Annotated in this window: 15 protein-coding genes; 5 read left to right on the plus strand and 10 right to left on the minus strand. The window is 61.3% G+C overall.

The annotated features are described in order from the left end of the window. The first annotated feature begins 134 nt into the window (after positions 1-134). From ASPU41_RS16565 to ASPU41_RS16570, 3 genes are all read left to right on the plus strand, one after another. Positions 135-1007, plus strand: a complete 873-nt coding sequence (locus ASPU41_RS16565; RefSeq protein ID WP_069951838.1) for a potassium channel family protein — start codon at positions 135-137, stop codon at positions 1005-1007. Positions 1008-1094: 87 nt separating this feature from the next. Further along, positions 1095-1283 (plus strand): multicopper oxidase domain-containing protein, encoded by a 189-nt coding sequence (locus ASPU41_RS24105; RefSeq protein ID WP_083266706.1) that lies wholly within the window; start codon positions 1095-1097, stop codon positions 1281-1283. A 22-nt stretch (positions 1284-1305) separates the two neighbouring features. Further along, the gene (locus tag ASPU41_RS16570) at positions 1306-1740 is read left to right on the plus strand and encodes a multicopper oxidase domain-containing protein (protein ID WP_069951839.1); all 435 of its coding nucleotides are present in this window, start codon (positions 1306-1308) and stop codon (positions 1738-1740) included. A gap of 51 nt (positions 1741-1791) precedes the next feature. Here the strand turns inward: ASPU41_RS16570 and ASPU41_RS16575 are convergent, their stop codons facing one another. The 3 genes from ASPU41_RS16575 to ASPU41_RS16585 form a co-directional block, all read right to left on the minus strand. After that, a complete protein-coding gene (locus tag ASPU41_RS16575; RefSeq protein ID WP_231941105.1) occupies positions 1792-3060 on the minus strand; it encodes an APC family permease in 1269 nt (422 codons plus the stop codon). A 181-nt stretch (positions 3061-3241) separates the two neighbouring features. Further along, entirely contained in the window at positions 3242-3742 is a 501-nt protein-coding gene (locus ASPU41_RS16580; protein ID WP_069951840.1) for a hypothetical protein, read from the minus strand. Then, positions 3712-3933: a hypothetical protein gene (locus tag ASPU41_RS16585; RefSeq protein WP_069951841.1), complete on the minus strand. Its 222-nt coding sequence runs from the start codon at positions 3931-3933 to the stop codon at positions 3712-3714. Before ASPU41_RS16585 ends, ASPU41_RS16580 begins: the two co-directional genes overlap by 31 nt. Before the next feature lie 341 nt (positions 3934-4274). On the opposite strand from ASPU41_RS16585, the gene ASPU41_RS16590 reads away from it, so the two are divergent. After that, positions 4275-4619 carry a heavy-metal-associated domain-containing protein gene (locus ASPU41_RS16590; protein WP_069951842.1) on the plus strand — a complete coding sequence of 115 codons (345 nt, stop codon included), beginning with the start codon at positions 4275-4277 and terminating at the stop codon, positions 4617-4619. A gap of 217 nt (positions 4620-4836) precedes the next feature. Here the strand turns inward: ASPU41_RS16590 and ASPU41_RS16595 are convergent, their stop codons facing one another. The 7 genes from ASPU41_RS16595 to ASPU41_RS16625 form a co-directional block, all read right to left on the minus strand. Further along, a complete protein-coding gene (locus tag ASPU41_RS16595; protein WP_331712762.1) occupies positions 4837-5418 on the minus strand; it encodes a universal stress protein in 582 nt (193 codons plus the stop codon). Continuing rightward, positions 5415-5810 carry a hypothetical protein gene (locus tag ASPU41_RS16600; RefSeq protein WP_069951844.1) on the minus strand — a complete coding sequence of 132 codons (396 nt, stop codon included), beginning with the start codon at positions 5808-5810 and terminating at the stop codon, positions 5415-5417. Before ASPU41_RS16600 ends, ASPU41_RS16595 begins: the two co-directional genes overlap by 4 nt. Next, positions 5803-6102 (minus strand): DUF4193 domain-containing protein, encoded by a 300-nt coding sequence (locus ASPU41_RS16605; RefSeq protein WP_069951845.1) that lies wholly within the window; start codon positions 6100-6102, stop codon positions 5803-5805. Before ASPU41_RS16605 ends, ASPU41_RS16600 begins: the two co-directional genes overlap by 8 nt. A 128-nt stretch (positions 6103-6230) precedes the next feature. Beyond that, positions 6231-7988 carry a hypothetical protein gene (locus ASPU41_RS16610; protein ID WP_069951846.1) on the minus strand — a complete coding sequence of 586 codons (1758 nt, stop codon included), beginning with the start codon at positions 7986-7988 and terminating at the stop codon, positions 6231-6233. Between the two features lie 231 nt (positions 7989-8219). Beyond that, entirely contained in the window at positions 8220-9353 is a 1134-nt protein-coding gene (locus ASPU41_RS16615) for an ImmA/IrrE family metallo-endopeptidase (protein WP_069951847.1), read from the minus strand. Next, a complete protein-coding gene (locus tag ASPU41_RS16620; RefSeq protein ID WP_069951848.1) occupies positions 9350-10063 on the minus strand; it encodes a hypothetical protein in 714 nt (237 codons plus the stop codon). Before ASPU41_RS16620 ends, ASPU41_RS16615 begins: the two co-directional genes overlap by 4 nt. Before the next feature lie 140 nt (positions 10064-10203). Further along, the gene (locus ASPU41_RS16625) at positions 10204-10779 is read right to left on the minus strand and encodes an HIRAN domain-containing protein (protein WP_157357026.1); all 576 of its coding nucleotides are present in this window, start codon (positions 10777-10779) and stop codon (positions 10204-10206) included. 232 nt (positions 10780-11011) lie between these two features. On the opposite strand from ASPU41_RS16625, the gene ASPU41_RS16630 reads away from it, so the two are divergent. Continuing rightward, positions 11012-11536 carry an AAA family ATPase gene (locus ASPU41_RS16630; RefSeq protein WP_069951850.1) on the plus strand — a complete coding sequence of 175 codons (525 nt, stop codon included), beginning with the start codon at positions 11012-11014 and terminating at the stop codon, positions 11534-11536. Positions 11537-11679 lie beyond the last annotated feature (143 nt).

The following is an 11679-nucleotide window of genomic DNA, read 5'->3' on the forward strand; positions in this document are numbered from 1 at the left end:
AGAACTTCCGCTCCTTTCGCCGCGGGATTGAGCATGTGAGCGCGGAGATCGAAGCCGACAATTTCGGTACTGCTTTCCGGGGTTCTTCGCTCTTCGCCTCACAAATTCTCTAGTTGAATCAGGAGTTGCAGGCCATGGAATGGATCTTCACCCTTCTGGGAATCGGCATCATCGGGCTGGGTGCAAACGACGTGTTCCACACTCTCCTGCATCCCAGCGGACAGGGCCGGGTCAGCCGCCTCTGCATTGATACGGTCTGGCGCGTCGCTCACGCTCTGGGCAGCAGGTTCCTCTCGGTCGCAGGGCCCGCGGCGGTCGTCGCGGTGATTGTGCTGTGGGCGGCCTTGCAGGCGGTGGGCTGGGGGTTGATCTACTTCCCGCATGTTCCACAGGGCTTCGTATACGCCGCCGGGGTGGACGAGTCCCGCTACGGCGATTTCGCGGAAGCCCTGTATTTCTCGGTGGCTGCGCTCAGCACCGTCGGCTTTGGCGACGTGGTCGCTATCGATCCGTGGATCCGGATGGCATCTCCGCTTGAATCAGTCATTGGCTTCGGCCTATTGACCGCGGCCGTGACGTGGTTCATGCAAATTTTCCCGGCCCTCGGACGTCGTCGGGGATTGGCTATTCGTCTGTCGCTTCTGGACCGGGCAGGTTACGCCAAAAGCGTCGGCGACGCTGGCCCTGGCGCCACGACCTGGACGCTGGAGTCGTTGGCCGTCGACATTGTCCAGATCCGGGTTGACCTGTTGCAGACACCCGAGTCGTATTACTTCCGCGAAACCACACCCGCGACATCGCTCGGGGTCTGCATCGCCCAGGCCGTGGCCTTGAGCGAGGAGGCCGGACGGTCCGTGGACCCCGGCGTCCGGTTGAGCGGCAGGGTGCTCCGCGAAGCCATCGAAGACCTAGCCAATCTTCTGCGCGCCGGCTTCCGACTCTCCGGGTCCACGCCGGAGGAGGTCTTCCGCGCCTATGCGGCGGATCACAACTATGACTACACCTGACCTGATGCCCGCAGCCGTAAGCCCCACGGCACTGCACCGGCGGGATATGGTAAGTCTACTGATGACCCTCACGAAACCCATGAACCCATCCAGGCTGACGGGGTCGCCGGAGTCGACTTCACCCCCGTCCAGCCCGGTGCCACAACCGAATACCCCGCCTACGAACCCGGCCACGCAGGAACTTTCGCCTATCACACACACCAAACCGCTGAGCAGGAACCACGCTGGGCTGGTCGGGCTGATCGCCATCCTGCCCAAGTAGGTCCCTGCGAATAACAACCCGCAGGCGGACCTCGCCTTGACCCTGCAACAGTCCAACCCCGCCAACGACGACGGCAAAACCGTCAGCGAAGGCGCCGTAGCAGTACCCAAACCCGACGAGCGGGGCATGTTTCCGTTCGGTACCATTAACGGCACAACAGGAGACGCCTCCGGCGGTCCGATCAACATCAATCAGGGAGACCTGGTCCGGACCCGCCTCTACAATGCCTCCGGAATGTCCCACTCGATACACCTCCACGGGATGGACATGACACTCGTGGACATCAACGGCCACCCGACGGAACTGTGCACGGCCGGTGGATATGAAAGTCCCTGCAGCCCTTACCCCTGGTCGTGCAGCACCTCACGGGAACCCAGCATCAAGACGGACAGGCAGAACACGAGTGTCTTCGTACGCGAGCAGTTCCCACGCACTGCAGGGTTCCATCAACTGCGCCGGCCAGGACCGTGACCGGCTTCGATCGAGCAGGACTGGACGGAGCGTTTCAGAGTGTGGAGCGGGTCATTCAAGTGCGGAGGGTTGCCCCCGGTCGGCCTCGGCATCCTGATCCCTGTGACGGACGGCCCACCATTGTGCAAGAAAGATCGTCAGGGACAAGGCCGCGGCCACGGCCAGCATGAGTAGATCCTGGCCTGCCTTGACGATAATGAAGGCGGTCATAACCACAACGTCGAGGACGATAGCGACCACGGGTACCCACCTCCTGGCCCCGATGTCCTGGTGCAGATGCCGGATGATGCCAACGTGAACGGCGATGTCCATGCTGATGTACAACAGGGCCCCGAGGGACGCTATCTGGGTCAGGTCGAAGAAAACGGTGACCAGAATCGCCAGACCGGCCGTGATCAGCAAAGGCTGGTGCTTGATTTTGTCGGGGAGTCCGGGTGCCTGCTTCATCTCTTGGAGCATCGCATAGAGTCTGGAGACCGAGTAGATACTGGCCAGAAGACCCGACAACGTCGCCACAACGGCCAGGGCGATAGTCAGCCCCACACCCCACGTACCGAAGAGCGGCTCCGCGGCCCGGGCCAGGGCGTAGTCCCTGGACTCAATGATCTGCGGGACGCTCAAACTTCCGACAACAGAAACCGTCAGCAGCAGGTAAATCACCGTGCAAACGGCGAGGGAAATAGTGATCGACCTGCCGATGTTCTTCTTCGGTTCCTTGATGTCACCGCCCTGATTGGTGATGGTGGTGAACCCCTTGTAGGCAAGGATGCACAAAGTCGTGCCTGCCAGGAACCCGATGAAGCCCTGCTGCGGCGGTTCTCCCGAGCCGCCGCTGAGAGCTGTGCCCAGCGAGGACCACCCCGCGGCCAGAAGCCCAGCAATCGCCAGCGCAGCGATACCGACGATCTTGGCTACGGCCGTCACGGTCGCGGAACGCTCCACCAAAGTATTACCGAAGATATTCACCACGGCAGCCAGAGCTATCGCCGCCACACCCAAGGCCGGCACTAACAGAGCCGATCCCTGCAGGCCGAACGGACGAAGCATGTAGGTGCCAAAGGTCCGCGCCAGGAGACTTTCCGCGACCACCATCGATACGTACATAAACAGGGAAAACGACCCCGCAATCACACCCGGCCCATACGCGTCCTTGAGCAGCATGGCGATGCCACCGGAGGAGGGGTTGGCCCCGGAGTACTTCACATACGAGTATGAACTGAACGCCACCACCACAGCGCCGGCGAGGAATGCCGCCGGCACCAACCCTCCCGCGAGTCCGGCCACCTGGCCCACCAAGGCAAAAATTCCCGCACCGACCATGACCCCCGTCCCGAGGGAGACAGAACCGGCCAGAGACAACTTCGTGGAATCATCAGCCATAATGACGAGTCTAACCAAGACGCGGAAGCGCCCGCCTCCTTTAGCCTAGGCTGACATGAAAATTGCGGTGACGTCGTACCGTTGACTGGATGACCTGGCAGCTCAGCGTCGTGGAGCTGGTCTATCCTCTGTCCTTGGTGATGGCGTCCACCGCCGGGTTGGCTTCGATCCGGGCCGCGACCTCGCCCGCGTCGGTGCCCTCTTTGATCGTGACGAGGAAGAAGTTGGTGGCTCCGGGAAGCTGGAGGATGCTTTCGGCGTCTTCCTTGGTGGCGAACGCGAAGGAGAAGCTGAGGATGTATCCGCCCTCGGAATAGCCGGAGACTTTCAGCGTCCTGCCGGCGATCGGGATGGTGTCCCCGATCCGGATGTTTTCGCTGCGTCCGACCACCCGGTCGATGATGATCTCTCCCTTGTCGGGAACGGATTTGCCTTCGACCACCCGTGCGGGGGCTCCGACGTTTTTCTCCGTGTCGTCGGCGATGACGTAAAGGTTGATGTCCTTGCCGTTGTGCGCGAACGCGACGCGGCGGCCGCTGGAAGGCTTGGCGCTGGCGACCCCGGGAACGCCGGTGAGGAAATCCTGGACGGTCAGGGGCAGCACGGACGGGGTGTGGAACATGTCGGCGCGCCCGTCTGGGTGATCCAGTAGTCGGCCGGCACGGTGCGGATGTATTCGCCGATCTTGTTGCTCCAGCCCTGGTACAGCCCCTGGATGCTCATGACCAGCAGCACGCTGAACGCCACCCCGCCGACGCTGATCAGCAGCCGGGTCTTTTCCTGGACCAGGTTCTTTACCGCCAGAAACAGCATGGCCCCAGCTGCCCTGCCATTACAGGCCCTCCTGCGGCAATCAGGGCAGTGAGCAGGGCCTGCGTCCACCGCCGGGACGGCCGCCCCGGCGGGAACTTCTGCGGTTGAGGGTGACTGCTCATGCCCTGAGTATCGCCCCCGCCCGGCTAATGCAGTAGCGCCCGACGGCCCCCGCGTGGGGCGGCGGGCGGCGACGCCCTGTGGCACTGAGCCTTGCGGCAGATACCCCCAGGGGGTATAATTTTGATTGTTGTCAATGACGTGGTTTGTCCGGTCCCCAGGCCGCTACAGCCGTTCAACCACAACAGCCCTTTTATCCCTCGCTTCGAAGGAAAACTGACATGTGCGGATCAACCGAAACACGAACCCAACTCCCCCTGGCCTCCACTGAGCAGCACGGCTGCAGCTGCTGCGCCCCCGCGGCCGAAACGCAGGCTGCGGCGCCGGCCGCCGGAACGTCGGAGGCTCAGGCGTCCGGCGCGCAGTACGCCGTGGAAGGGCTGACCTGCGGACACTGCGTCCAGACCGTCGAAAAGGCCGTGTCCCGGGTATCCGGGGTCCAGTCGGCGGCCGTAGACCTGGTCGCGGGCGGCACATCGCGCCTCCGTGTCACCGGCACTGCAGACCAGGAGGCACTGGCTGAGGCCGTGCGCTCCTCCGGCTACGTCCTGACCGACGCTAAGTAGCGTTTCCGCGGTTCAATGCCACCGGTGAGCACGAATTCCCAGGTGTCCTGGAGTTAGTGGTGTTCAGTGGCCCTCGGAGTGGTCGCCTGTGTGGCCCGTAGTGGGTGCCGGGCCCAGGTTCACGTCCGCTCCGCGGCCGCTGATGGCCGGGCTGAGGTCACCGGTCACGACCGCTGCTTTCGCCGGATATGTTCCCCCTAGCGGGTCAACGGATCACTCATTCCTCGCCGGCGGTCCGGGACCGGTTCCGGACCACGAGCACCGGGCAGGGCGAGTGACGGAGGACCTGGGTGGACACGGAGCCGAGCAGCAATCCGGTAAATCCGCCGAGACCGCGGGAACCCACGACCAGCAGGTCAGCGGTCTCGGCAGCCCGCAGGAGCACGGTGGCCGCGTTTCCCTCGTAAACGTCACCGGTCACCGTCACGCCTTCGCTGTCCACGCGCTTCAGGGCCTCGTGCTGGAGCTGACGCGCGGTCTGAGGGAAGACGTCCGGGTCCCAGTCCAGGCCTTCCAGACCGAGGTTTGCGGGCGGGAACTCCCACGCGGTCACGGCCATGACCTGGCCGTTGCGCAGCCGGGCCTCCGTGACTGCCCATTCCAGGGCGAGGCGCGACGGGGCAGAACCATCCACCCCGGCCACGATACTGAATACCCCGTCGCCGCCCATGAGCGCCGCCCTCCGCCACGTCCTGCACCTGTTGCCCTTAGTGTGGCCCCGCAGGGTTTTACCCGCAAGATCGAACCTCGCGACCACGTGCACCGCGGCCAGCGACAGAAACAGCCGTCTGCCCGTCATCGGCGCCCTTCAAGGGGCCGGTACCTGTCCGCGAAGGCCGCGAGGGAGCTCTGGAGCAGCGTCATGCTGCCCAGCATGTCCACGGGCCGGGAATGGGACACTGCCCGCAGCGGGGTGACCATCCAGGCGGCGAACACGTTATGAGGAATCTTCAGGCTCATCGCCTGGTCAAAGAGGCGCAGCGCCGGTTCATGGAAGAGCCCATCTCTGAGCTGGAAGCCGGGGCAGAACGTTTCCTCACCGATGAACGCCCGGATTGCACGGCGCATGGCCTCGGGCTCACCGAGGGCTTGGCAATGGCTCTCCAGATCTGCCGCCGCCGGCAAGGTGAATTCTTCGCGGATGCTGTCCCAGATACGCTCCGGGACAGCCGGCCAGAACCGCTCAGCCATCACATTCAACGCAGTAGGCGTGACCGTCCTTCTCGCGCGCCTTCTGCGAACGGTGGCGGACCAGGAAGCAGGACCAGCAGGTGAACTCATCGTCAGCCTGCGGGATGACCTGAACGACGAGCTCTTCAGCAATGAACTCGCCACCGGGAGTGACGCCGTCGAAGGCATCAGCCTCGTCGAGCTCCTGGACGACAGCCTTGGCGTCGGGCGCTTTGGCGGACTTCAGGGCCTCCAACGACTTCTCCTGGGACTCCTTGACGTCGGTGCGGAGTTCGTCGTAATCGGTTGCCACGAAGGTGCATCTCTTTTCTGTTGATGGGTTTGTCGGCGACTGCGACGTACTAGGTGCAGCAGGAATTCCCTAAAGCGGGCAAGATGCTTTTGTCTCGATGGGCAGCCTAGGTGTATTAACCACGGACGTTAGTGACGGTCGCTGCCCAGGACGGGAAGACCAGGGAGGGCCTTCTGCTCTTCCTCCGAGGACCATCTGACAAGAACCTTTCCATCATCAACGCTCCATACGTCGTATCTGGCACCGTCGTACTCTTGATCCCGCTTGTGAAGGGAGCCCGAGAAAGCGTAGGCAAGATAACCCAGGTCAACAGTTCCCTCATGCAATTCAAGCGTCCACGGCAGAAGGAAAGTAACCGTTCTTACTTCGTCCGGCAGCGTGGCGTCGTGATCCGTTCCAATAAGTGCCATGTGCTCCGTGATCGTTTGGCATAGGAGCAGGGCGCCTGCACGCAGAATCTCGCGGATTGCTCTTTCCTCCATTTTTTCGAGGTCAGGAAAGTGGAGTCTGTGTGCGGTATGTTCCTGAATGAGGCTGAGCGCCGCAGCGACGTCAACCCAGAGATCCGAGATGTTCTTGTCCCTCGGCATCAGGGGCTGACGTTGATCGGGTACGGGGCCGAAGCGGGGAGCAACTGTTAACCGATTCGGAGCTGTCGATTTCTTGAAGAAGCGCAGCGCGGGCAGGACGTCCACAGCAAGTTTTCCCTGTGGAGCGTGCGCAGTTATGGCCATATCGGAACTCTGTTCATCCACATCGAATCTCAGGAGAATCTCCAGGACGTTGTGGGCATCAGTCAGGCGCGACTCCATGCCACGCGGGCCTTTGTCTTCGCTGGGGACACCGGTCGTGGTGTATTCACGGTGGACAACCAGTGAGTCAACCTGACGGTCGTCCTCGTCGAAGAGCAGAAGGCGAAGTTCCCGGTCCCGGTCCGAAATATCGGATGCCGGAAGCACGGTGACCCCGGCATTCTCGAACTCTCCTCCAAGTCCGCCCGGGAAGTTGGATGAACCACTCACGCCGGCCGACAACTCCATTGGGCTGCCGAACTTTCTGAAGTCTTCGATTGCAGCCGCTTGCTCGGAACCAAGCTTTGCCGTCATAACCATGTTGATCTTCAGCGGGTCCAGCTGCAGGGCCACGCGGTTCTTCACATACAGGTCCACCCGGAGGGCCAAACGGCTGTCCCCGATCAGCGTTGAAAGAACGATACCTGGTTTGACGTTAGTCAACGCTTCGCGCACATCGTCCCTGTCAGGAGTTTTTAGCTGTGGCTCAACATGAATTCCGTAGGCGTAAAAAGGGTCCTCACGGTTCAATATGGCCACCGTCTCCTTGAGCTCGTCCGCCAAGGCAGCAATGTCCCTGCTCTGTACCTCTTCTTCCCTGATGTCCTTCAGCCGCAATCCCTGGACGATCGACACCGCCATCTCTCGGATACGCTCGGCATTTCCCCGCAAGTAGTAATCAACCACGTGCGGGTACTTGCTGGCCCAGAAGTCACACTGAGTCAGGCCATCCCAGATCGGCTCGGGCAGCCCTTTCTTCGTGACATAGTCCGTCACCCACTTCTTCGTTTCCAGGGTGGCGTCCCACGGCATGACCAGATGCCACTCGTCGACCTGCAGATCCTTGAGGCGAGGGTCAGAGCACAGCCTGTCGACCGACTTCTTAATCTGCTTCGCCTGACTGGATGAAAGAGGCCCTGAAAACTTCTTCACCTGATAGACGCGAGTCTTATCGGTCTTCACAAGGACATCGATGCCACCGTCGCCCTTGGATGGGGTAATCCGTTCTGCCTCCGGATGATCACCGCTGATGAACATCGCAACAAGTGATTCGATGTCATCCCCGTTGTATCTCGTCCATTCGATACGTGACATGCAGTTACACCCCCTGGGTCGGTAAGTTCAGCAAGGTTCCATTCCTACGCGGTTCGTTGCGGGCACTGGGCGAATTCAAACGAGATGTGGATAAGATCTGATCGCCATCTGCAGGACTGTGCTTTTAATGCGGGAAAAACGCCAGCAGGACCAACAGTGCGGGGGCTACTGCGCACCTACTTCGCCCCAACTGCTGCAACCCATGCACTGCACCGTATGCGGGGCTTCCCGTCAGCGAACCAAGGTGAGCTTGGGCCGTTCGTCCACGAGGCCCAGCACTTGCCTAACCCGTTCCGGTGCCCATCTGAGTTCATTTGCCAGATCGGCCACAGAAAACCCAAACTTGTCGGCAACCTTCATAGCCTCAGTCAGCAGCATGGGGACTTCTCCCGGGTAATCTGCCACGGAGGCCTCCTGCCGGTTGCCGGATCTGAGCTTCTGGTACGCACGCCGGACAGAAACGTCTGAAGCGCCTTTGAGTTCCTGCATGCGAAACACCAGAGCCTCCGGTGACACACCCCACGTCTGGCCGATCTGCCCGAGCCTTGGAAGGTTGATGGTTGCGGGGAGAACCGGCTCTATTTCTGACCGTGGCATCAGAAATTCGGCGGCAAAGGCATCAGCCTCGCGTTCCTGGCGAGGGTCCCCTACGGCAAGTTCACGATGGAGGACGAGGTGGCCGAGCTCGTGAGCGCACGTGAACCGGTGCCGGTAGACAGAGCGGGCCCTTTCCGGGGTCACCACGACGATGGGGCGGTTGAGCGCTGCTGTCGAGAAGGCATCAACACGCGCAGTTTCGTCCTGGTCGCCACGAAGGGTCAGAACAGACACGACGATGCCGTTCAGCTCCATGAGTTCCACCAGGTTGGGAATCGGCCCTTCCGGCAATTCCCAGTAAGACCTCAGGGCTCTCGCCGCTTCTACGGGAGACATGCTGCTGTCCGCTTCATTGAACGGGACATTCACGTCCGGGAAGGCAACCCGCTTTTCCAGCGCGAAAGTCACCTCCCACACCTGTTCAACAAAGGACGTGGCCTTGAGCCTCTCCGACGCGCGCGTCGAACGAAGACTGCGGAAATGGGCTTGGGAAACGTCCAGTTTTCCAATCGGCCGACCCATCGCAAAGAAGGCGACGGGTTGGCCTAATTCCCTGGCCAGCAGGCCCACGATTTCAGGACGTGGTGTCACGCCGGCCTCATATTGGCCTATGGCCGCTCCCGAAACTCCGACCGCGTCCCCCAGTGTCTGTTTGGTAATCCCTGCCAGCCGCCGTGCCTGCGTCAACCTTGCTGGGTCAAAGGAATCCCTGACGGCCTGAGTCGACAGAAGTTCTTCGGTTGAAAACAGAGTGAGCTGCTTCGTCATGATCCGGATGCTTCCTTAGGCATCAGGTTGAGGCCACGGCGGGGCTCGGAATCGAAGCTCTTCGGCTCCGCCTTCGCGGCGGCATCCGCCGAATCCGCATGGAACAGCTCCTGGGTGTTCTGCAGGATAAGCGTGCCGTCCTCGCCCAACTGAGCGTCAGCCCACAGGGCATGATGCAGGGCCTGATGGTTGCTGGCATAGGCAACGACTACTACCGGGTGGTGCTTGAGCGACTCCGAACCGTCCAGCTCCTGCAGAGCGTCAACAAGTTCGATTTCCTCGGGCGTCAGGGAAGCGCGGGCGCCATCCCCGAGGTCAAGCATGCCCTGTGAGGGGCCCACCGGCATTGAGAAGTTGCCGATCCGGGAATCCGAAGTTCCATACTTCTGTTGGTTCAGATCTGCCGTCGCCAACCTGGAGTACCGCCAAGGAACGAGAGCAGTGCCGTTTACTACGAGCACCTTAGGCTTGCCGCGGCCAGGACGCTTAAATTCGACTCCCTCAAGTCCTGCCAGCGCCTCTTCTAGCCTCTCCTGGACGGTGTAACTCACCTGACCGTAGGACCGTTTATGCTTCGACCGGATCAGCGCCTGGCCGTCGGCATGTTCATCGTGGCAGTCCGTGAGAGTTGTCAGGATGATCTCAGGAAGGCTCTTTCCGTGGGCACTAAAGCGACGAAACGACCATTCGACGTCGACCGCGTTCTTCAAAGCAACCTCCTGTAGTTTTCTACTTGAAACCTACATCTTTACTTTAGAAATATCCAAGAACGCGACACTTTCGGCGTGTCGTCCGTCGCGGATCGCTCTGGGGCGCCAGTACTGATTCATCGTTTCATCGCGCCCGCACGTCAGTCGCGCTGGAGATATGCCAGCATCTCTGGAGTAGTCAGGAGGACGCGTGGCGAGGAAGCCTTGCTCTGGATGATGATGCCGTCAAGATCCTGACCGGAATCAAGTAATCTTGCGACCCACGATGCCCGCTGTTTGTTCACGTAGCCGATTTTCTTCGCAGGCCGCCCGGCGTGGATTGCGACGGCGTTGGCGTCGTGTCCGTTGTCGGGTTCCCGCACAGGCTGGACGCGCTGGCCGTTCCGGAACTTGATGGGCTTCTCCGGGTCTTCGTAGAAGCCCATGCCTACGACGCGGAACGCGAAGATCTGGAAGTGCCGCAGGGCCAGGATCTTGTAATCAACCAACTCCCCGTCAGGCAGCGCCAAGTCGAGACCGTTGTTGGAAGGTACCAACCTGAGCGGCGGCAAACCATCAGGACCGGCCACCAGCTGGCTCTTCGCAGTTGCCGGCGGAGCATAACCGGCACGAAAGCTTTTGACGCTTTGGCCCGCAGCGGCAGCTTTGACCTTCTCCGCTTGGTAGTTACGCACGGCCGGCGGCTCCTGAGGGCGCGCTGCGGGTTCTTCAGGCACTGGTCTCGCCGGGGCGGACGGTGCATGCGCAGGGCCCGGCGTGACTGCTGACCGATGAGGCTCCGGAACCACCACTGATTCTGCCTGCCCGCCAAAAGCTGCCTTCACTTTGTCCCATATCCCCATGCGCTGACTTTATCTGCAACGGAAGGTAACCGTGGGTTCTTCTCCGAAAACAGCATCGTCCGCAGCTGTAGGCTGCATGACACTTCATGGAAGTAGTGTTCGTTCCATGATCGTTTGGCTCAACGGCACCCACGGAGCGGGAAAGACAACGACCAGCGCCCTCTTGCAGCCAATGCTGCCCAACGCGCGCGTCCTAGATGCCGAGAAGATCGGCGAGGTGCTCATGGACATCAGCCCGGGACTTCCTGCAACGGACAACTTCCAGCACTGGGAGCCATGGCGGCCGCTCGTCGTCGAAACCGCGCGGCGCGTGCTTGAGTACACCGGAGGCACGCTCGTCATGCCGATGACTGTCCTGGTCGAGAGCTACTGGCGGGAAATCAGCGACGGTCTTACTGCCCACGGCATACCGATCCAGCATTTCGTGCTCCATGCTGACCAGGCCACGTTGCGCGACCGCATACAAAATGACACAGTTCTCGGACCGTCGACGTTCCGCTTCGCTTACCTGGAACCGTACGCCGACGCCGCCCGGACATGGCTGCACAATGAAGCCGCGGTCATCGACACCACCCACGTCACACCAGGACAAGCCGCGCAGCAGATCGCGGATTCTGTGCTCGGATGCTGAATGTTTGGACGAAGAGTCTTGGGAGGACCCCAGATGACGACCACAGGGGCCGATCGAACCGGAACTAACAGCTAGGCCTGCGTGGGCGGCCCATACTCACAGAGCTTTGCACACCACGACGAAATGTCAGCCCTTCCCCGCAT

The sequence above is a fragment of the Arthrobacter sp. U41 genome (assembly GCF_001750145.1).
GTDB lineage: Bacteria > Actinomycetota > Actinomycetes > Actinomycetales > Micrococcaceae > Arthrobacter.